Annotated in this window: 20 protein-coding genes; 13 read left to right on the forward strand and 7 right to left on the reverse strand. The window is 47.2% G+C overall.

Annotated features, from left to right (window positions below; genetic code table 11):
• Window positions 1-202: 202 nt before the first annotated feature.
• From ACX9GT_RS16070 to ACX9GT_RS16090, 5 genes are all read right to left on the reverse strand, one after another.
• Complete coding sequence (locus tag ACX9GT_RS16070; RefSeq protein WP_473187717.1) at window positions 203-796, reverse strand: hypothetical protein; 594 nt, start codon at window positions 794-796, stop codon at window positions 203-205.
• 2 nt (window positions 797-798) lie between these two features.
• On the reverse strand, window positions 799-1,191 hold the full coding sequence (locus ACX9GT_RS16075; protein ID WP_473187718.1) for a hypothetical protein: 393 nt from the start codon (window positions 1,189-1,191) through the stop codon (window positions 799-801).
• Window positions 1,192-1,602: 411 nt separating this feature from the next.
• Entirely contained in the window at window positions 1,603-2,685 is a 1,083-nt protein-coding gene (locus tag ACX9GT_RS16080) for a BsuBI/PstI family type II restriction endonuclease (protein WP_473187719.1), read from the reverse strand.
• Window positions 2,682-4,478 carry an HsdM family class I SAM-dependent methyltransferase gene (locus ACX9GT_RS16085; protein WP_473187720.1) on the reverse strand — a complete coding sequence of 599 codons (1,797 nt, stop codon included), beginning with the start codon at window positions 4,476-4,478 and terminating at the stop codon, window positions 2,682-2,684. The genes ACX9GT_RS16080 and ACX9GT_RS16085 overlap by 4 nt, the downstream gene beginning before the upstream one ends.
• A 456-nt stretch (window positions 4,479-4,934) precedes the next feature.
• The gene (locus ACX9GT_RS16090) at window positions 4,935-5,132 is read right to left on the reverse strand and encodes a hypothetical protein (RefSeq protein ID WP_473187721.1); all 198 of its coding nucleotides are present in this window, start codon (window positions 5,130-5,132) and stop codon (window positions 4,935-4,937) included.
• Window positions 5,133-5,427: 295 nt separating this feature from the next.
• On the opposite strand from ACX9GT_RS16090, the gene ACX9GT_RS16095 reads away from it, so the two are divergent.
• Together ACX9GT_RS16095 and ACX9GT_RS16100 are read left to right on the forward strand one after the other, a co-directional pair.
• Window positions 5,428-5,847 (forward strand): ASCH domain-containing protein, encoded by a 420-nt coding sequence (locus tag ACX9GT_RS16095; protein WP_473187722.1) that lies wholly within the window; start codon window positions 5,428-5,430, stop codon window positions 5,845-5,847.
• Between the two features lie 474 nt (window positions 5,848-6,321).
• The gene (locus tag ACX9GT_RS16100; RefSeq protein WP_473187723.1) at window positions 6,322-7,089 is read left to right on the forward strand and encodes a hypothetical protein; all 768 of its coding nucleotides are present in this window, start codon (window positions 6,322-6,324) and stop codon (window positions 7,087-7,089) included.
• 150 nt (window positions 7,090-7,239) lie between these two features.
• Here the strand turns inward: ACX9GT_RS16100 and eco are convergent, their stop codons facing one another.
• Complete coding sequence (gene eco / locus ACX9GT_RS16105; RefSeq protein ID WP_473187724.1) at window positions 7,240-7,755, reverse strand: serine protease inhibitor ecotin; 516 nt, start codon at window positions 7,753-7,755, stop codon at window positions 7,240-7,242.
• Between the two features lie 169 nt (window positions 7,756-7,924).
• Between eco and ACX9GT_RS16110 the strand changes: the two genes are divergently transcribed.
• The 7 genes from ACX9GT_RS16110 to ACX9GT_RS16140 all read left to right on the forward strand — a co-directional run bounded on the left by ACX9GT_RS16110 (window position 7,925) and on the right by ACX9GT_RS16140 (window position 15,748).
• Window positions 7,925-8,671 carry a phosphatase PAP2 family protein gene (locus tag ACX9GT_RS16110; RefSeq protein ID WP_473187725.1) on the forward strand — a complete coding sequence of 249 codons (747 nt, stop codon included), beginning with the start codon at window positions 7,925-7,927 and terminating at the stop codon, window positions 8,669-8,671.
• A 9-nt stretch (window positions 8,672-8,680) separates the two neighbouring features.
• Window positions 8,681-9,286, forward strand: a complete 606-nt coding sequence (gene ybjG / locus ACX9GT_RS16115; protein WP_473191615.1) for an undecaprenyl-diphosphate phosphatase — start codon at window positions 8,681-8,683, stop codon at window positions 9,284-9,286.
• 210 nt (window positions 9,287-9,496) lie between these two features.
• Complete coding sequence (gene deoC / locus ACX9GT_RS16120; protein ID WP_473187726.1) at window positions 9,497-10,177, forward strand: deoxyribose-phosphate aldolase; 681 nt, start codon at window positions 9,497-9,499, stop codon at window positions 10,175-10,177.
• An 83-nt stretch (window positions 10,178-10,260) separates the two neighbouring features.
• Window positions 10,261-11,025, forward strand: a complete 765-nt coding sequence (gene deoR, locus ACX9GT_RS16125) for a DNA-binding transcriptional repressor DeoR (protein WP_473187727.1) — start codon at window positions 10,261-10,263, stop codon at window positions 11,023-11,025.
• A 227-nt stretch (window positions 11,026-11,252) separates the two neighbouring features.
• Complete coding sequence (locus tag ACX9GT_RS16130; protein WP_473187389.1) at window positions 11,253-12,284, forward strand: IS630 family transposase; 1,032 nt, start codon at window positions 11,253-11,255, stop codon at window positions 12,282-12,284.
• Between the two features lie 710 nt (window positions 12,285-12,994).
• Window positions 12,995-14,293, forward strand: coding sequence for an HAAAP family serine/threonine permease (locus tag ACX9GT_RS16135; RefSeq protein ID WP_473187728.1), 1,299 nt, complete (start codon window positions 12,995-12,997; stop codon window positions 14,291-14,293).
• Between the two features lie 87 nt (window positions 14,294-14,380).
• Entirely contained in the window at window positions 14,381-15,748 is a 1,368-nt protein-coding gene (locus tag ACX9GT_RS16140) for an L-serine ammonia-lyase (protein WP_473187729.1), read from the forward strand.
• Window positions 15,749-15,783: 35 nt separating this feature from the next.
• Here ACX9GT_RS16140 and ACX9GT_RS16145 read toward each other — a convergent pair whose 3' ends face one another.
• Entirely contained in the window at window positions 15,784-16,989 is a 1,206-nt protein-coding gene (locus ACX9GT_RS16145) for a serine hydrolase (RefSeq protein ID WP_473187730.1), read from the reverse strand.
• A 382-nt stretch (window positions 16,990-17,371) separates the two neighbouring features.
• Here ACX9GT_RS16145 and ACX9GT_RS16150 point away from each other — a divergent pair, with 382 nt between their 5' ends.
• From ACX9GT_RS16150 to ACX9GT_RS16165, 4 genes are all read left to right on the forward strand, one after another.
• Window positions 17,372-18,028 (forward strand): HAD family hydrolase, encoded by a 657-nt coding sequence (locus ACX9GT_RS16150; protein ID WP_473187731.1) that lies wholly within the window; start codon window positions 17,372-17,374, stop codon window positions 18,026-18,028.
• 103 nt (window positions 18,029-18,131) lie between these two features.
• On the forward strand, window positions 18,132-18,752 hold the full coding sequence (locus ACX9GT_RS16155) for a glutathione S-transferase family protein (protein ID WP_473187732.1): 621 nt from the start codon (window positions 18,132-18,134) through the stop codon (window positions 18,750-18,752).
• A gap of 77 nt (window positions 18,753-18,829) precedes the next feature.
• The gene (locus tag ACX9GT_RS16160; RefSeq protein WP_473187733.1) at window positions 18,830-19,249 is read left to right on the forward strand and encodes a GNAT family N-acetyltransferase; all 420 of its coding nucleotides are present in this window, start codon (window positions 18,830-18,832) and stop codon (window positions 19,247-19,249) included.
• A 13-nt stretch (window positions 19,250-19,262) separates the two neighbouring features.
• Window positions 19,263-20,243: a magnesium and cobalt transport protein CorA gene (locus ACX9GT_RS16165; RefSeq protein WP_473187734.1), complete on the forward strand. Its 981-nt coding sequence runs from the start codon at window positions 19,263-19,265 to the stop codon at window positions 20,241-20,243.
• The last annotated feature ends 159 nt before the right edge of the window (window positions 20,244-20,402 follow it).

Raw genomic sequence — 20,402 nt, forward strand, 5'->3', positions numbered from 1 at the left:
GTCTGCTCGTTATTAGCGGGTCAATAACGGAGATCATACCTCAGAAGCCGTACCATGCCTCACTCATATGAGGGGATAGCTAAGGATCAGCATACCATTTTTAATTGAGGGACACAGCCTAGGGAAGAGATAATTATTTTTTCTAAATATGAGTTATAAATAAGTTAAGTAAAATACGTCACTAGGTGACGGATTTTAGTGCTTAATTTTCGTTGTAACCATCTATTATTTTCACTCCACCTTCAAAGGTGTTAATGTTTTCTTCGAAAGAAGGTTCTTGATGAAAATTAGGTTCTTCAAATTTTATATTTCCATCTCTAATATTCCTAATGTTCTCTTCAAATACAGCCTTGATTTCACCATTAGCATTATTAACTTGCTCTATAGCTTTTTCTTTCGAATTTTTAATTATCTTTCCTTGATCATTTACCATGCCTGATGGAGTTGGTAGATTAGATATGTTTGTCATTAAGTTAATAACTAATGCTATGTACTTCTGATTTAACAGTAACTGAGAGTCAACTTGTATTTTTTTATCACCATTAGCTGATAGGTCAATGTTTAGAGGTGATGTGTTTTTTAGATCTGTTGCTCGATGTGTTAATAAAAATAAAATCACACTCACACCGAGGAATATAATTGCCACAGCCAAAGGTAATAAATAGTTTTTATCAAACCAGGAGAAAGCAAAAGCAGCGAAGAAACATAACACACTAAAAAGTAAACTGGTGACAATAAATATTTGGCTATTCCTTGGCAAGAGAGCCATTTTGGTTTCAAACTTCGGGCCTTCCATAATTACACCCCGACGCTTATCGTGCCATCACCGTTAAAACGAGGGGCGAATATAGGGTAGTTCATTCTAAGCCATTCGTTTCCTCTATTGAATAATTGGATTAATCGAAGACTATTTCCCTGATATAACACCATGGTTTGACTATCCACGAAACAATTTTCCAGGATGAAGTTTCCTGATGATACGAAAAGCTTGCAATTGTCCATTCTACAAGATACAAATTTCCACCCCTCCAAGTGAATATCTTGATTGTTATACCATAAATTTCTTGCTTCAGGTAATTGTATGGAACCTAGCCCCCACCCAAGTCCCAAGCCATTATTCTGCGAGTTACTCAGTGTAGGTACATAACCTGAACCAAAAACAGAATTTGGATCTTCATTGTTTTGAGACATTTCATTCCCTAAAAATCATAATATAAATAATCACCTTACCCTCACATTAAAGCAATGTTGAGATTTTTTCTATCACTAAGTTATTTGCAGATAAATTATTCAACATACCTCACAGTTTTAACTGAGCATTCATAGCTTGGCATATTGAGATCTCGAAATTTACTTTGTAAATACTCGCCTAGCTGACTATGAATTTAATAATAATGTTGGTGAATAATTCGCAAAGTGAAACTAGTTCTGCGCACAATGCTATCCCCGCCTCGCCTGCCCGTTTCATGTATCACTTTTCATGCAGTTGCGTGATCCGGCGTGAGCCGCCCAAGTGCGGGCTCTACGGGGGTAAAACCGCACCGGGTCATCATGCATATTTATGCACTCAATGCATGCATCCCTACTATCAGCAGTATCGACTTAGCTTCTATCCGATAATTTAAGTGGCTGGCCATCCTTTAAATCAATCAAATTCTCAGGCTCAGACACAAACCACGCATAAGAACCCCAAGCTAACTCAGAGATTGATTTTTTGAACGGCGTACTCCCCCTATCCATAAAAGCGGTCAGGAACGCTAAGTGACTTTCGCTGAAACCTGCCTCCAGAGCCAATTTTGTTAACGCACTCTTCCTCTCTCTATTTATTGGTCCATCAGTAGCTACGACCTCAGTAAACACAACCAACATATCTGCGCCACTGCTATCATGCCCTAAGTCGATAAGGATTATATCGGGAAGTGCTTTAGATGCATCAATCCTTAAACCTAATGCTTTTGCTAATCCTTCATCACGAGCAACGACTTTATTACCAGACTCCGATAACCAGAGAATGGCCGGAGATTTAAGAAAGGTTGGAGCAAAAACCTCAATAACAGCCTTAGCTATCACACTTGAAGGTCCTGGCGCCAATGTCCTTTGCTCACCATTTGGAAAAGTGACAACTACTGCATCTTCTGCAATCGCAGCTCCTGATTTCATAAGACGTAATCTAGATAATGCGGCTTTATTTAAATGGGTATTTTGCCATTGTGTTATAGCAATATCTAAATCACTACCAATCAGTTCTTCATCAAATAAATTTGCAAAAGATGGTTCAAGACTATACTTCGGCTTTGATGACGTTGTGGGAATACCACTTCGCTCTATTACTGCACCGCAAGGTATAAAACCTGAACGAATAGTTTCGTCTCTGACAGGCTCTCGGGAATTAGCGGCATACCAAGCATCAATTGGGCGATCTTTTTTACTAGATAAAGTTATCTTGACCCAATCCTTGCGACTCACATCATCAACAAGACTCGCCTGTCTTGTTCCCATGTCAGTGACCTGACTTGGTCTTATCCAATTTTCAGTACCATATATGGCTCCAGAATAAAACATAACATACAGTGTTTTAGCAGCCATCTCACGTATAACGTAGTTTCTATTCTCCGTACCTTCTGGAAATACAATCGGAAGTCTTTCCGCTATAACTTCCAATTTTGGGACTTTTGGTAAGCTCACCGTAAACTCACTCCATAGAATTTTGATATTATTTTCTCAATTTTTTCTTTAGAACTACCAGAAAATACCACCTTCTCTATTTTTAACATTTCCTCGACACTTGGAAGAGGTATGGAATTAAGTTCATAGGCGGAAACAGCAACACTACCACTAATACAGCGAAACGCACGATCCACTATTTTTGAGTTTAATATTGCAGCAATGGTTTCTGGTTTTACATACGTAAATAATTCATGCGAGTAAATCATGTTAATATGATTCTCAACAACAACCCCGTGACTTTTATCTATAAAATCCTGTGGAAGTACAGCAGCTAGTAATCTTCTGCTCTGTTCTTTTGATGTTGTTCTTTGCACCAAAACACACTGCTGCGATGTCACCAAATGTGATTGCTCTGAATAAACATCAATATAGGGAACATGATTCCTACGGTCTGCACTAAATTTAAATCCAGAACTCGTAATAGACTCAGCCCAGATAAGTGGGAAACTTTTTTTGGTTGGCTCCGTGCGTAATTGGGATTTGAACCTGTTCCAAACCAATTGGCCAGTAGATACACGATACCCAAGATCAGATAACCGACTCGGCATCAACTTTATAGCATTCAAAAAGTCTGCATCTGCTGAATTTCTTGGTAGTAGCCATGCTTTCCCACCATGTTCTATTTCTACATGACCAATTTTTTCAACTTTAGCATCATTAAGACCTTTCGGTATTAATGAAGATACTTCAGCTAAATTATTATGCTTACCTAACTTAAATGTAGTAAGAAGCGTTTCTTGGAGAACATCATCGAAAACACCTTCACGATCCGCCACAAAATCAAAAGCACAAGGTGTCGCCTCATCTTTTAATAGCGTTCTCAATGCCATGAAGTACTGACCGCCTAAAAATGATGTCGGCGTTAAATATGCTACTATGCCTCCTATCGGCTTTGCTAGCCTAATAGCTAAATCAGTAAAAAGACCATATAGGTTCGCGTGTCCATAAAGGGAGCGAGAATATCTTTCTCGCATTTCCACATCTAATGTAACCCTACCATATGGTGGATTACCTATAACAAGATCGAAGTTACCTATATTAACTTGTTTAAGAGCATCACCTATAATTATAGTATCTTCTGGTAATCTCCTTTTAGCAGCAATGCATAGTGGCATTAATGCCGCCTCAAGGAGACTCAGGCTCATCCATGCAGCAAATGGATCAATTTCAATACCCTTAAGGCGCTTTACAATGCGTCTTAATATCCATTCAGGTGAAGAGCCATTATCTTTCTGTAGCATTCTTAATGCAACAGGTGCTAAAAAAGCACCACCACCACAAGCAGGGTCAATAACAGAACCTTTAGAAAAATCTACACCTGTATTTTCAGCTAAATCCAGTAAACGAGATACCAAAGGCGGAGGGGTATAATAAGCACCGATTTCCGAACGATAGGATGAAGGTAACATTACCGTATAGATAGAGCCGATCAAGTAACCTGCATCCTCTACAGGAAAAACAGCGATCAACTCACCCGTACTTTTGGCTAACTCCAATGCATCGCATGACACTTCAGCCAAAACCACAGAATGTGGTATCTGTTTGATTTTAATTGAACTATCTTGAGATTTAGCAAGGCTATCCCAATATGTACTGATTATTTGAGCGCAATATGAACGAGCTTGGACAAGTCTATCTTTATCAGCTTTATAGTTATCAGCATAACCTCGAGCCATAGCCTTACAGGTTTTATACCGTTCTAGTAATGTCAGCTCACTATCAGTGAGGAAATCAAATTGTTGAGCGTTCATCAGGCTATCCTACTGTTATAACTATATTTTCAATCAAAATCTCGGCTCATATGCATAAAGATCATCTAAAAATCGTGGCATATGAAAACGCTTCACAATCTTAACATTGCAACGATCTATACGGCAGCATACAAAAGTTGCATAGCTTTATAAATTTAATTATTCGAGCAATACCGAATCATTAACAAATTTGGGCCTAACATGCTCAGTAAGATCATCCTTGGCATTTCCTGCAAGTTCTGAGATCCAAATCAGTGCTATTTCGCTTGGCTCTCATAGCACACACCCAGGCGGGCGATGAGTTCAATGCGTTTCAGGATCATCACTTCTTCAATGCCTTGCCGATGCACCCTTTTCCTCCGACATCAATTAACTGTATTTATATACAGTATCGCTAATTAATTCTGATCACGCAACCCATTATTCGAAGCCTGCACAATCCTTAACCGGTTCATATTACATTGATATATCACCGAATTTCACTTTGGCACCGCGCACCAGCGCTGAGTCAATCTGAGGTAATCTGTCACGCTCCACCGGAGTTAAGCGGGCAGAAGGAGCCACATTGCGCCCCCGATAAGCATCGCGACTGCGTTGAGATCGGTTCACCTGCGGGGTATTGGCCTTTATTTGCGCCATAACCGACCGTGTCACGGTCATATCCTGCCAGTCAAAACGGTTTCCGGTGCATGCTCCAGCACCGCCACGTCGTCTACAGGCTCACTGTTCTGCGGATTTGTTGCTTCGCCGTGCCAACCAAGTGGCGGCGTAGGTAAGTAATCCTCGTATTTTCTCACCCTTCATCATCTGAAAAACCCACTATAAAATCAATAAGTTATTGATTTTATTATTGTGGTGAGAAATGCGGGTTTTTTGTTGCCTGAATTTTAGTGTCTTTTAAAAAATAAGTTACAATACAATAAATTACACGATAGAAAAGGATTCTCAAATGTCTGCACAGGTTACAATTGATCGCTTAACAGCAAAATACCCAAACGCCGTGTCTTGGGCGTTTGGTGATTCACCGGAACTTGCCGATGAACTCGTCGCGCTGGTCGTGCAAGGAAAAAAGACCGCAAGTTGTGGTTCTCTGAGTTCCTTTGAACAAGAAGATGAATCCCCTTCAATCGGTGGTTACAGCATCATTCTGAGTGGAGAAGGCCAGCCGGTTTGTGTGATAAGAACCCTTGCTCTGAGCCTTGTCCGATTCTCCGAGATGACCGCAGCTCAGGCCAGTAAAGAAGGTGAAGGCGATCTAAGCCTGGATTACTGGAGAGCCGGGCATCAGGCTTTTTTCAAGCGTGAAGGCACCTATGCTGAAAATATGGAACTGGTTTTTGAAGAGTTCCAGCTCGTCGAGGTTTTGTGATAGGTATATGCCGAAAGAACGCACATTCCTGTAGACGGGAGCAGATAAAACAATAGATACATAAATATATCTAATGTTTACTCTCCACTCCCCCAGCAGCTTATCATAAATAGCAATAAGCTATTGCGGTGGTGAGGAATGCGTTTTTTCTATTGCCTAAATTCGATGAGATTCAAAAGTAATTACTGATCAAATACGACCCACCCGGCAACTGAGGTTCTCTCCGCGCGACAAAACTTATATTTTATGCCCGCGGCATTTACGGTGCGAGTTTGGATAAGAGTGAGCAACAGGTGCAGGATATCAGTCGGTGCGCTCTGAGATAAAACGCCGTTCTCAGAGAAAAGCGGCAATGTGATATAATGACTAAGAGAAACCAACGGCAACTTTTATTTTCCCAAGAAGAAAAACACTTATCAATCGCTATATAATTCTATATTATAAAAATAGCACTCACTGGTGAGGAGGGTAATAATGTTTGATTCTTTCACGACAGATGAAAGTAAAGCTTTGCTAATGTTTTTATTTGTTTGTTTGATGATTATTAGAATGGGAGGCTTTGCGCTTTTATTTCAAATAATATTAAGAGTTTTAAGGGTAGACTTTCGTAGCGAAAAATTAAAAAAATATAATGATAACTCCTTTGACACGCAAATTTATCGATTTCTAAATGGAATCAATGTTACCTGCGTAGATGATGCAAAATTGATAGAGGAGAATATTGAAAATGGTCGACTCAGACGTACATCATTTTGGCTTACCGGTTTCTTTGGCCCTATAGGGCATAAAAAGATAATTAGTTTTGACTTTATTCTTGTTGGCCTTATTTTTACTCTCAGCGTTGTTCATGGCATTACCCTACTGACAAACACTATTTTAAACTATAAAATAGGATACGTTACCTTTAACTTAAAACATGAGAGACTGTATATCTCCACTGAGGAAATATACAACAAAAATGCAGAAGTAATAATAGACAAAAAACATTGCAGTCAATATAAATATGCGCTTTCAACTGTTTACGATGAGGCTTGTGATTACCTCACTCCGACATCAAAAGAAAAAGCAAACGCCTTGATTAACGCTATAGAAAATGAAAGAAAAAATGCCATAGCATCCCTGCTTATTGGCTTGAGTTTCCTGTGTATGGCCACAACGCTACTTCTTGGCTTTATTACCTTCAACGCATTAAATAAAGAGATATGCGACATTAAAGATAACATTGCAAACGGTGTCACTTAGGCGATAAAAACAGCGCTCTCGACAAAGATTGAGCGAGCATAATCTCTGTTGTCCCAAATGTTTCCCACGCTTTAGACATAAAAAAATCTGCCTGTCGACGCTGACCGGCAGATTAGGTTGATGAAGAGAGACTTGGCAAACCTAACGGACTTATTTCACTACCGCACGCCCAATAGTCTCGCTGGCAGACCAGATGCGGTAACGTACTTCAACCTCTTTCGGCACGTAAACCACGATCGGCAGTCTGCTGTTGTAACGCTGCATCGCTGCATCGCCCAAGTTAGCGGCAACAAACTCCTGCCGCTTGCTGTTATCCGGGCAGGCCATCATCGTGGATGCGGGTGCAGAAAGTTTTGACAGCACCAGATAGTCATAGCCCCAACCGGCTAGCGTTCTGCTTTCCAAATTGCCGCCCATCATGTGCCGGTTACAGTCCACTTCCAGCGTGTTACCGATCAGCAGTTCTACTTTGAAGTTCTGCTCATTTTCCTGTTTCGGCAGGTAAATTACCTGACGGCTCATCCCCTTCTCTGCTTTTGGGAATGGCGCGACCTTTTCCAACGGTTGCAGGCTGAGATCGCCATTTTCGCTGGCCGCTGTTGCGGCAACCGCGCTGGCAGAGGCCACCATCAGCAGGCCGGTAAACGCAAAAGAAAGCTTATTCATTTTTTATCCCTATGATTCATGGCGTAATACTGCGGTACGTTAGCACAATGTACAGATCCTAATTATAGGTTAAATCTGGATATCCTCTCGTTTTACCAGGTCCAACTTCACAACCCATTAAGGTTTTCTTAAGCCGGAATTATTACAGTAGTGTTATTCGTTACCGCCAATGAGCTACCGCGTGATCTCAGAATCTTCATTAAATCAATCCTCAACAACGATGCAAATTAAGACTGATGTTCTTTACACCCTGTCAACATCCTTTTACCGTTGGCAAGTTTTTGGCTTGCTTCTGACCGGATTACTATTTATCTGGCTGTCACGTAATGAACAATTGGACTGGATGCTCAGCAATTACTGGTATGACGCCGCAAGCCAGCGTTTTCCTTGGCAGAACAATGCCTGGCTGGATCTGATCAATCACCGCCTATTGAAGATCGGGGTTATCACCGGTTCGGTGCTCGCGCTTTTTTGGGGTATTTACCGCCGCAATACGCGTTTGATCGTCACGATGTTACTGGTCGGTGTCGGGCCATTGGTTGTTGGTATCTTGAAAGCGGTCAGTGCCCATTCCTGCCCGTGGGATCTGCTGGAGTACGGCGGCAAAGCCATGGCGTTTCCGCTGTTTGGCGCTACACCTGCATTCCCAGGGCCAGGTCGTTGTTTTCCCGGTGGTCATGCCTCCAGTGGTTTTGCCCTGATGGCACTGTTCTTCCTGTTTTATCCGCAACGCCCGCGCCTCGCTTATTGGTGCTGGTTCGGTGGTATCGCCTGCGGCATGCTGATGGGATTTGGTCAGATCATGCGCGGAGCACATTTTCTTACCCACAACCTGTGGGCTGGGTGGTGGGTCTGGTTCAGCCAACTGGCTGTTTATTGGTGGGTTAGCGGTTATTTCAGCCGCAAGATGAGGTAATACATCATGATGGAGCAATTGAACTACTTTCTTTTCGCCTGGATCAATGCCACCCCGGCCAGCCCGGAATGGTTGATCGATCTTGCCACGTTTTTTGCACGGGATCTGATCGTCATTATTCCGTTACTGATTGTCGGTTTGTGGTTCTGGGGGCCACAACAGAAATTGCATTCACAGCGAGAAGTGGTGGCCAAGGCGACAATTGCTCTGTTATTTGCCATGAGTACCGCTGCTGCTATTGGTATGTTACTGCCACACGAACGGCCATTTGCGGTCGGTGTTGGCTATACCTTCCTGGCGCACGCGCCAGACAGTTCCTTCCCCAGCGATCATGGCACCGCCATCTTCACTTTCGCACTGGCTTTTCTATGCTGGCACCGTGCCTGGTCAGGTACTCTGCTGATGGGTGTTGCGGTAGCCATTGCCTGGGCTCGCGTATTCCTTGGCGTCCATTGGCCGTTGGATATGGTTGGTGGCTTCCTGGTGGGGCTTGTGGGTTGCCTGTTCGCACAACTGGTATGGAACCTGTTTGGTGAAGCGATCGCTAACCAACTCACACGCCTGTATCACTTCCTGTTTGCTTTCCCGATCCGCAAAGGATGGGTGAAAGAGTAATACCTCCACAGGCAGGGGCCATCTACCTCTGCCTGTCTGCGTTTTATCTCCCTCAACGTGAGTTGCAGGCCAAATGTTATTTAAATAACATTGTCAAACTAGCCATGTTAAAAACCCCCCTATCCCCAATAACAGCAGCTATCAATCAGCAAAGCTGAATGTTAGAATAATCACATTCAGCGCTACATTAACGACCTCATAGGGATCAGCATGACCACCGAACAGATTGACTATGCCCACTATATCGACCACACCCTTTTGGCGATGGATGCCACCGAAAGCCAAATAGCCAAACTGTGTGAAGAAGCACAGCTGCATAATTTTTATGCGGTATGCGTAAACTCCGGCTATGTTCCGCTGGCGGCACACCTGTTGCAGGAAAGCGAAGTGAAAGTCTGCTCAGTCATCGGTTTCCCGCTGGGCGCAGGTCTGACCGTCGCCAAGGCGTTCGAGGCCAAAGCGGCCATCGCCGCAGGCGCTCAGGAGATCGATATGGTCATCAACATCGGTTGGTTGAAAAGCGGCCTGCTGGACGATGTACAAGCCGATATCGCTGCGGTGCGTGAGGTTTGTGCGGCCATTCCGTTGAAGGTTATCTTGGAAACCTGCCTGCTCAGCGATGAGCAAATCACGCAAGTCTGTGAGATGTGCCGCGAACTCGATGTCGCCTTCGTTAAAACCTCTACAGGTTTCAGCACCGGCGGAGCGCGTGAAGAGCACGTCAAACTGATGCGTGCCACCGTGGGCAGTGAAATGGGCGTGAAAGCCTCCGGGGCGGTACGTGACCGGGCCACCGCCGGGAAAATGATCGCCGCTGGTGCTACGCGCATCGGCACCAGTTCAGGCGTGGCCATTGTTTCAGGCGATAGCGCCGTAGCCGGTAGTTACTGAATATCGACACCGAGATTGATGCGGGGTAGCGCTGCTCGTGCGCCCCGCATTGGGGTGTGGAATGCTTAGCAACAGGAGAACAGATGGAAAAGCGGCGTGAAGATCGTATCAACCGGTTAATTCAGGCATTAAAGCGTTCCGACAAGATCCATCTAAAAGAGGCTGCCGCGCTGTTAGGCGTCTCGGAAATGACCATTCGCCGCGATCTCAATGCCGAGCCTGCCGCCGTAGTTTTGCTTGGCGGTTACGTGGTAGCGGAACCGCGCAGCCATGGCGTAACCCACTATTTTGTCTCTGACCAACAGGCTAAGCAGGTAGCTGAGAAACAGCGCATCGGCATGCTGGCCGCACCGTTGATCAATAAAAACGATACGGTATTTTTTGACTGTGGCACGACTACGCCAGCCATCATTAACGCGATTGCGGACGACCTGGCCTTCACCGCCGTATGCCATTCACTCAATACCTTTTTGGTATTGCAGGCTAAACCCAACTGCAAGGTGATCCTGTGTGGCGGCGAGTTCAAGCCGAACAACGCCATTTTTGCCACGGTTGGCCAGCATAATGAACTCGAACATATCTGCCCCAACATTGCCTTTATCTCTGCGGCGGGTATTAACCTGCAACAAGGTGCCACCTGCTTCAACTTTGACGAACTGGATATGAAGCACAAAGCCATAGCCATGGCGCAGCAAAAGATTCTGGTGGTGGATCACAGCAAATTTGGTCAAACCAGACCGGCCTGCATCGGCCCGCTGACACAGTTTGACCGGATCATTACCGATCGCAAACCTGAAAGCGAGTTCACCAAATTCTTCAGTGAACAGGCGATCACCATCCGATTTTAGCTCGCGCCTCGTGATTTTCTGTACGAATTAACAGCAATTAAACCTAAGAAATAGCTTATTATCCATAATTGCAGGTTAATGAATTGCAACAGCTTGCCGTGGTTATTATTTCGTACGAAATAAAATTGCCGAAAATTAAATCAAGTCGCTCTGAGTGAGAATATTATATACCCGTGATCATTGAAGATGCTTGATTTTGTTGATGAAGAGGATCATGCTTTCATCCCATGAAGATATTTATCACCGCTGAGCAAAAAATCGAACTCGAACGCCGGCATGATTCCAGCCGGGACAAACACGTTTGCGATCGTATTAAAGCCGTACTTCTCGCCTCCGAAGGTTGGAGTTCGGTCATGATTGCTCAGGCTCTGCGCCTGCATCAGACCACTGTTGACCACCATATCAGCGAATATCTGAATAAAGGGAAGTTGAAACCCGAAAATGGTGGCTCTGATGGCATGCTCAGCACAGAAAAAACCGAACAGCTTATCAGCCACTTAACTCAACATTTATTCCATCATACTGTCCAGATTGTGGCCTACGTGGCACAAAAATGGGGTGTCATATACAGCGTCCCAGGAATGAACAAATGGCTGCACCGGCATGGCTTCAGCTATAAGAAACCCTCAGGCGTACCCCATAAATTCAGTGAAGAGAAACAGCAACAGTTCATTGAATATTATGAAGAATTAAAAGTTGCCACGAGAGGTGAACCGATCCTTTTTCTGGATGCAGTGCATCCGACTCAGGCGACAAAACTGAGCTTCGGCTGGATAAAAAAAGGGGAAAAAAAGACTGTTGAAACAACAGGAAGCCGTACTCGGATGAACATTCTGGGCGCGCTGGATCTGAATGATGCTGCCCATCCAGTCATTCATGATTACGAAACGATTAATGAATACACTATCTGTCAATTTTTCAATGAGATAAGAACATGTTATCCCGACTATAAGCAGCCAATTCATATTATTCTGGATGGCGCGGGGTATAACAAAACAAACCTGGTCAAAGATTGGGCATTTGTCTGCAATATAAAATTGCATTCCCTGCCACCTTACAGCCCCAACTTGAATCCCATAGAACGGTTATGGAAGCTGATGCACGAATGTGCAAGGAACAACCGTTACTTTGCCAGTAAGCCTGATTTCCGAACGGCTATATTTAACTTTTTTACGACAACGCTCCCTGAGATGGCGGGTTCATTATCGTCCCGGCTGAATGACAATTTTCAGGTGCTAAAGCAAGCGTCTTCAAGTTAATCGGGTATAAATCGGTTTTAAACCGTAATATCCGCCTCACTGCTCTGCGCGAAATATCGGCAATTATCATTATTTATATGACAAATAGATATGCGTTTTTATCCGCTCTAAATCTCAACTTATTGATTCACCCATCCGCCTTAGCCTGTATTAACTCATTAATAAATAAAACATTAAAATGTTTCAGCTTGTAATAAAAACGCTCAAATTTTCGATAAGTACGGTTTTCAACTAAATCAAAATAGTATTTTAAAATATATCGCTACTTTCTATTTTATCAGCAGATTTTTGTCTTGAAAAAATCATCAAGACTGGTTCAATCTAGCACGGTTAATGAACATAACATCTCCTACAATCGCGTAACATATGCACGAAAAATCAATTAAAAACCACCAATACGCACAAATAGCGCATTTGAGAGTGCGATCACGGTTGTTTATGCTGTAAATCGTTATCTTGCCGCCAACAAAAATCGGCAGGCAACGATCTTCCGGCAGAAGTCACGGTTTCCAGCAATTAAACAGCAGAAACCATTGGGCCAGTTATCCGGCAAATAATGCCAAACGGTAATTAGCATAATAAACAATCAGGGGTGGTCATATAACCTCACTTCACGCTTTTTGCTGAAGAAATCTGATATTTCGCCAGCAGGTTTAATCCTTAAGTTTTGCCTTTAAATTCAAATTAACGTGTTCACCTCGGAGATATTTATGGACACTACACAGACCGGCACTATCGCCTCTGCGGCTTCGGTTTCCAGCAGTACCTGGCGCAAATCTGACACCATGTGGATGTTGGGCCTGTATGGCACCGCCATCGGCGCAGGCGTGCTGTTCCTGCCCATCAACGCGGGTATCGGTGGTTTGATTCCCCTGATTATCATGACCATCATCGCCTTCCCGATGACGTTCTTTGCTCACCGAGGCTTGTGCCGCTTCGTGCTATCGGGGAAAAACCCAGGTGAAAATATCACCGAGGTCGTGGAGGAACATTTTGGGATCAGCGCCGGGAAGCTGATCACCCTGCTCTACTTCTTCGCAATCTACCCTATCCTGCTGGTTTACAGCGTAGCGATCACTAACACCGTCGACAGCTTTATCACCCATCAGTTGGGGTTGGTCTCACCACCGCGCGCTGTTTTATCCCTGATCCTGATCGTCGGGCTGATGACCATCGTGCGTTTCGGCGAACAGGCAATCGTCAAGACCATGAGCATCCTGGTATTCCCATTTGTCGGCGTGCTGATGCTGCTGGCGCTGTACCTGATCCCTAACTGGAGCGGTGCCATCTTCGAGAATGTTTCTCTTGCAGGCTCCAGCAGTGGTTTGGGGCATGGCCTGGTGATCACGCTGTGGCTGGCAATCCCGGTGATGGTATTCTCCTTTAACCACTCACCGATCATCTCCGCTTTCGCGGTGGCAAAGCGTGAAGAGTATGGCGCGGGAGCCGAGAAAAAATGTTCACGTATTCTGGCTTACGCACACATCATGATGGTTCTGACGGTGATGTTCTTCGTCTTCAGTTGTGTCTTGAGCCTCTCTCCGGCCGATCTGGCCGAAGCCAAAGCACAGAACATCTCAATCCTGTCTTATCTGGCCAATCACTTTAACAACCCGATGATCGCCTATATCGCACCGGTTATTGCCTTTATCGCCATCACCAAATCGTTCCTGGGCCATTATCTGGGTGCCCGTGAAGGCTTTAACGGCATGATCATCAAATCCATGAAGAGCCGCGGCAAAACTATCAGCAGCAATAAGCTGAACCGTATCACGGCGATCTTCATGCTGGTCACCACCTGGATCGTTGCCACACTGAACCCGAGCATCTTGGGGATGATCGAGAACCTCGGTGGCCCAATCATCGCCATGCTGCTGTTCCTGATGCCGATGTACGCCATCCGTAAAGTCCCTGCTATGCGTAAGTACAGCGGATACATCAGTAACGTATTCGTGGTCGTAATGGGCCTGATTGCCATTTCCGCCATCCTGTACACCCTGTTCGGTTAATCACGCTCAACCGGCGTTGCAAGGCGCCGGTTTTTCGATGCCCCTTTCTATTCTCAAGCCTGTAACCTGAAGAAGATGGTTAAGACTATGATCAGCGTTTTCGATATTTTCAAAATTGGTATCGGCCCATCCAGTTCCCATACCGTCGGCCCCATGAAGGCTGGCAAACAGTTTACCGACGATTTAATCGCCAACGGGCAACTGCGCGACACCACGCGCGTGGTGGTTGATGTTTATGGTTCGTTGTCTCTGACCGGTAAAGGGCACCATACCGATATCGCGATTATCATGGGCCTGGCGGGTAATCTGCCGCATAGCGTGGATATCGACAGCATCGCCGATTTTATCCGCGACGTGGAACAGCGTGGCCGCCTGCCGTTGGCCAATGGCGAACACGAAGTGGATTTCCCACGCCAAGGCGGTATGAACTTCCACAGCAACAATTTGCCGCTGCACGAGAACGGCATGCGTATCAGCGCTTATGCCGATGAGCTGTTGCTGCACAGCAAAACCTACTACTCCATCGGCGGGGGTTTTATTGTTGATGAAGAGCATTTCGGTCAGCCAACCAGCAATGCCGTGCTCATTCCCTACCCTTACCATTCCGCACAAGATTTGCAGCAGCACTGTAAGGAAACCGGGCTTTCGCTTTCCGGGCTGGTGATGCAAAACGAGCTGGCGCTGCGCAGCAAAGCGGAGATCGAAGCACATTTTACCGAGGTGTGGCAGGTGATGCGCACCGGAATAGAGCGCGGGATGAATACCGAAGGCCTGCTGCCGGGGCCGATGAAGGTTCAGCGCCGCGCCGCTGCTTTGCGGCGTATTTTGGTGACCGGCGACAGGAATAATATCGACCCGATGAACGTAGTGGATTGGATCAATATGTTCGCTTTTGCGGTGAACGAAGAAAACGCCGCTGGCGGCCGCGTGGTGACCGCACCGACCAACGGTGCCTGCGGCATCATCCCCGCCGTATTAGCCTATTACGATCGGTTCATCCGCCCGGTCAACACCAACTCTTACAGCCGTTTCTTCCTGGCTTCCGGAGTGATCGGCACGCTGTATAAGATGAATGCCTCGATCTCCGGGGCTGAAGTGGGTTGCCAAGGGGAAGTGGGCGTCGCCTGCTCCATGGCAGCGGCCGGGCTGGCAGAACTGATGGGCGGCAGCCCGGCGCAGGTGTGCATTGCCGCAGAAATCGCCATGGAACATCATTTGGGGTTAACCTGCGATCCGCTGGCCGGGCAGGTACAGGTGCCTTGTATCGAACGCAACGCCATTTCTGCGGTGAAGGCCGTCAATGCCGCACGCATGGCGCTACGCCGCACCAGCGAACCACGCGTGTGCCTGGATAAGGTGATCGAAACCATGTATGAGACGGGCAAAGACATGAATGCCAAGTACCGTGAAACCTCACAGGGCGGCTTGGCGATCAAAGTGGTGGCGTGTCATTGATTTGAGCGGGGCCGCTCATGTGGCCCCGTTTATCTTCAGCCGAAGATGCCGCCAAACCACCGGCTCAGGTTCATCATCACAAAATCCCACATACGGCTTAAGAAGTTCCCCTCTTTAACTTCCTGCATCACCACCAGCGGATGCTGCTCAATGGTTTTGCCGTCAAGCAGGAAGTCGATAGTCCCCACCACCTGATTTTTCGTTAAAGGGGCTTCCAGCGTTGGTTCGTTTAGCTTGTAACTGGCTTTCAGATTCTTCATTTGCCCTTTCGGGATGGTCACGGCAGCATCTTTTGCTACCCCTAGCGGCACTTCACCCACGTCGCCAAACCAGACTTTCTGAGTGACAAAGGCTTTGTCGGCCTTAATAGGAATGGCGGTTTCATAGAAACGGAACCCCCATGCCAACAGCTTCTCGCTCTCGCTGAAACGCACGCGATCGCTCGGTGCCCCCAGCACCACCGAAATCAGGCGCATTGGGCCATCGGTCGCCGACGCCACCAGGTTATGCCCAGCACCACTGGTATAACCGGTTTTGATTCCGTCCACGTTCAGATTAGTGCTCCATAACAGACGGTTACGGTTGATCTGGTGGATTTTATTAAAGGTGAAATCTTTCTCTTTATGCAGCGCATATTCGTCCGGCACGTCACGGATCAGCGCCTGGCCCAGCAGCGCCATATCACGCGCGGTGCTGTATTGCCCTTCCGCATCCAGGCCATGCACCGTCAGGAAATGCGTGTTCTGCAAGCCCAGAGATTTAGCGTAATTATTCATCAGCCCAACGAACGAATCCTGGCTACCTGCCACAAAATCCGCCAGCGCGATGCTGGCATCGTTACCTGATTGAATGACGATACCTTTATTCAGCTCCGACACCGGCACCTGATCGCCGGGTTTAATAAACATCAGCGAAGAACCGCGCAGCGCCGGATTGCCGGTGGCCCAGGCATCTTTACCCACGGTGACCAAGTCATCCGGCTTGATTTTGCCCGCCTTCATCGCCTGGCCGATCACATAGCTGGACATGATTTTAGTCAGGCTGGCAGGATCAAGGCGGGTGTCAGGATTGCCTTCTGTCAGGATCTTGCCGCTGTTGTAGTCCATCAGCACATAGGCTTTAGCATCCACTTGCGGTACGGCTGGCGCTTCTGCCGCCTGAACGGCGGGAACAACCAATAACATGACGCCTACGCCGAGGGTCAGTTTTTTAAAAGAGGTGGAAAAGTTTTTTTTCATCATGACGTCGCCAGAATGTCCATTCAAACCATTGAAATAGCGTTAACCTTCAAACTTGTTTACGTTTTCGGCCAACCAGCGAGAGTGGCTCGATGCAACGCTGCCAACCGTAAAACCCACGCGGCTCCCGTTTGGGCCAGCAACGTTATACCGAAAGCGCCTCTACAGTGAGTTTATTCGGTTTCCATTATTCTTGCAGGGATTGGCCTGATTTTTCTGCACTTTTACATAACTGTACGCTTTAGTCGGTGAATTGGCTAAAAATCATGCCATTCGCTTTCATTGTGGCGGCTAGCTTAGGCAAACATTCAACAGACTGTCGCTAAACGGTCATCAATGTTTCTTACGCTCTACGCTATTTCACCGTACCTACCGGAGAAAACTGATGGACTTAGCCCTTTTCGACCTGGATGAAACCCTGATCGATGACGACAGCGCCAGCCTGTGGATCCGCTGGTTAGTGGCTGAGGGGTTTGCCCCTGCGGAGTTGGAACAGCAGGAACAGCAACTGATGCAACTCTACTATCAGGGTAAATTACTGATGGAAGATTATATGCGGGCCACGCTGGTTCCCTTGACGGGGCTGAGTACCCAGACCGTAGCCGGTTGGGTACAGCGCTATATCCGTCGCGATGTCCTGCCTCGCGTCTACCCCGCCGCGCGTGAGCGCATGCTGTGGCACCGTGAGCGTGGTGACTGCATTCTGGTCATTTCTGCCACCGGCGAACACCTGGTGGCCCCGATTGCCGAACAACTGGGTGCCAATGGCGCACTGGCGATTGGCGTTGAAGTGGTTGATGGCCGTTTTACCGGCAACACTTACGGCACCATAACCTATCAGCAGGGCAAAGTGATCCGCTTACGGCAATGGTTGCAGCAGCACCCTGAACTGAAGTTTGAGCACAGCCATGGCTACAGCGACTCCATCAACGACCAGGCCATGCTGCAATTCGTCGACAGCGCCACGGTCATCAACCCCGACCGCGATCTGAACGCGCTAGCCGTCCTTTCTGGCTGGGAAGTGTGCCACTGGGAACGCTGACGATTTGCGTATCACCTAGCAAAAAATGCCTTTCGGTGTGACAAAAACCGCTTTATCGCGTAGGTATTAACGCGACTTTCTCAAATACACGAAGAGGCGTTTTATGTTGACCATTTGGGGCCGTGAAAACTCGAATAACGTAAAGAAAGCACGCTGGTGCGCCGCAGAGCTGGGGCTGAACTACGACCATATCAATGCGGGTGGCGCTTACGGCAAGGTGAATGAACAGCTATACCGCTCACTCAACCCTAACGGGCTGGTGCCGTTGCTGCAAGACGACGATTTCGTGCTGTGGGAATCCAATACCATTGTGCGCTATCTGGCCGCCAAGTACGGTCAGGCACCCTTTTATCCGCAAGATTTGCAAGCGCGTGCCGCCGCAGAAAAATGGATGGACTGGCTCACCTCCACCATCGCAGCACCATTCCGTACCCTGTTTTGGGGCATGGTCCGTACTCCGCCCGAACAGCGCGATCATGCGGCTATTGACGCGGCGATCGCCGAACTGGAGCAGCACTTCGCGATTGTCGAACAAACTCTGGCACAGCAGCCTTACCTTTCCGGTGCCGCGTTCGGCATCGGTGATATCCCACTGGGCAGCTTTATCTATGCCTGGTTTGAACTGCCGATTAAGCGCCAGCCGCGCCCACATCTGGAGCGTTGGTATCAGCAACTGTGTGCCCGCCCCGCCTACCAGAACACGGTAATGATCCCTCTTACCTGATGCTATACATCACGGCGTTTAACCCATTGAATTTAAAAAATTCGCCGCTAAGCTGGAGTAATCACCAAGGAGGAAACATGAACATCACCGTAACAGATGCCTTGCGAGCAGAAGACACCGAAGAGATCCGCAACCATTTAAAGGCTTATAATCGCACATTTGTCGGCGACATCCTGAACAAGAACATCGGGGTTTTTGTCTTGGATGATCACGGCAACAAAATGGCCGGGTTGACCGGCAGCACCGTAGGCCATTGGTTGAGCATCGATCTGTTATGGGTTTCCGAGGCATTACGCGGCGAAGGCGTTGGCAGCCAACTCATTAAAGCGGCAGAGCAGCAGGCCATGGCAGATGGCTGCAAGTTCGCGCGGGTAGACACCTTCAGTTTCCAGGCTCGGCCTTTCTACGAAAAGCTGGGCTACCAGTTACAGATGATCTTGCACAATGCTCCAGTGGAGCATGAACGTTATTTTTTCACCAAATCGCTCACGGACTGACAGAGGTAACCGGATGGAAACCCAAACCATGGTGGTAAACAGCGTCGCGTACAAAGCGGGTAAACGGCTGGGTGACCTCACTATCGATGACATCAGTGAGGTGGTTAAAGAGCCAGACACCTTCGTCTGGCTGGGATTATGGCAGCCCGAAGATGCTTTCATGCGCAAGATCCAGGAAGAGTTCGGCCTGCACGATCTGGCGATCGAAGATGCGCTGTGTGCCCACCAGCGGCCAAAAATTGAAACCTATGGTGACTCACTGTTCATCGTGGTGAAAACCGTACAATGGGAGAATGACGAGGTGGAGTACGGCGAAACCCATTTCTTCGTCGGTAAAAACTTCCTGATCACGGTGCGCCACGGCGCCTCTTCCAGCTATGCACCGATCCGTGCCAAAGCGGAAGAGAACCCGAAGCAACTTTGCCATGGGCCAGGATTTGCACTCTATTCAGTGCTGGATTTCATCGTTGACAATTACCGCCATATCGTCGGCAAATTTGAAGAGATGATCGAAGGCATCGAATCCAGTATGTTCAAGTCGGAGTTTGATGAAACCGCAATTGAAAACGTCTACAGCCTGCGCCGCCATCTGCTCGGCCTGCGTAACGCGGCGCTGCCGATGGATGAGATCTGCAATCAGTTGATTCACCTGCATGATGATGTGATCCCGAAAGAGCTGCGCGCCTACGTGCGTGACGTTCAGGATCACGCCCGGCAGGTGGCCAGCACCCTGGACGACATGCGTGAAATGCTGACCAACGCTATGCACGTTAACCTGGCGCTGGTGACCGTAAAGCAAAACGAAGTGGTCAAACGGCTGGCAGGCTGGGGGGCAATCCTGGCCATCCCAACGGTGATCTTCAGCCTGTATGGCATGAACTTTGCCGATATGCCAGAGCTGAAGTTCCCTTGGGCCTATCATACGACGCTCGGCGTGACCATCGTCGGCTGCGTTCTTCTGTATAGGAAACTCAAACGCTCCGGCTGGTTATAAGCCCGGCACCTATCCCAACAAAGCGGCCTAACTGAATAGCGGTCGCTTTTTATTAATGCCTCTGTACATAACGGTGTAATTTCGCTTTCGCGTTGCTGCACCCTGCCTGCCTAAAAAATGCACTCAAAACCGCATTTTTATCTATTCTTTAACTTTTTC

Source organism: Serratia sp. YWN4, assembly GCF_055790845.1.

Coding starts and splice junctions, on each gene's coding strand:
- ACX9GT_RS16165 (WP_473187734.1), top strand. CDS start 19,263: ATGGAAACCCAAACCATGGTGGTAAACAGCGTCGCGTACAAAGCGGGT.
- ACX9GT_RS16070 (WP_473187717.1), bottom strand. CDS start 796: ATGGAAGGCCCGAAGTTTGAAACCAAAATGGCTCTCTTGCCAAGGAAT.
- ACX9GT_RS16085 (WP_473187720.1), bottom strand. CDS start 4,478: ATGAACGCTCAACAATTTGATTTCCTCACTGATAGTGAGCTGACATTA.
- ACX9GT_RS16140 (WP_473187729.1), top strand. CDS start 14,381: ATGATCAGCGTTTTCGATATTTTCAAAATTGGTATCGGCCCATCCAGT.
- ACX9GT_RS16095 (WP_473187722.1), top strand. CDS start 5,428: ATGTCTGCACAGGTTACAATTGATCGCTTAACAGCAAAATACCCAAAC.
- ACX9GT_RS16145 (WP_473187730.1), bottom strand. CDS start 16,989: ATGATGAAAAAAAACTTTTCCACCTCTTTTAAAAAACTGACCCTCGGC.
- ACX9GT_RS16150 (WP_473187731.1), top strand. CDS start 17,372: ATGGACTTAGCCCTTTTCGACCTGGATGAAACCCTGATCGATGACGAC.
- deoC (WP_473187726.1), top strand. CDS start 9,497: ATGACCACCGAACAGATTGACTATGCCCACTATATCGACCACACCCTT.
- ybjG (WP_473191615.1), top strand. CDS start 8,681: ATGGAGCAATTGAACTACTTTCTTTTCGCCTGGATCAATGCCACCCCG.
- ACX9GT_RS16135 (WP_473187728.1), top strand. CDS start 12,995: ATGGACACTACACAGACCGGCACTATCGCCTCTGCGGCTTCGGTTTCC.
- ACX9GT_RS16110 (WP_473187725.1), top strand. CDS start 7,925: ATGAGCTACCGCGTGATCTCAGAATCTTCATTAAATCAATCCTCAACA.
- ACX9GT_RS16130 (WP_473187389.1), top strand. CDS start 11,253: ATGAAGATATTTATCACCGCTGAGCAAAAAATCGAACTCGAACGCCGG.
- ACX9GT_RS16155 (WP_473187732.1), top strand. CDS start 18,132: ATGTTGACCATTTGGGGCCGTGAAAACTCGAATAACGTAAAGAAAGCA.
- ACX9GT_RS16160 (WP_473187733.1), top strand. CDS start 18,830: ATGAACATCACCGTAACAGATGCCTTGCGAGCAGAAGACACCGAAGAG.
- ACX9GT_RS16075 (WP_473187718.1), bottom strand. CDS start 1,191: ATGTCTCAAAACAATGAAGATCCAAATTCTGTTTTTGGTTCAGGTTAT.
- deoR (WP_473187727.1), top strand. CDS start 10,261: ATGGAAAAGCGGCGTGAAGATCGTATCAACCGGTTAATTCAGGCATTA.
- eco (WP_473187724.1), bottom strand. CDS start 7,755: ATGAATAAGCTTTCTTTTGCGTTTACCGGCCTGCTGATGGTGGCCTCT.
- ACX9GT_RS16100 (WP_473187723.1), top strand. CDS start 6,322: ATGTTTGATTCTTTCACGACAGATGAAAGTAAAGCTTTGCTAATGTTT.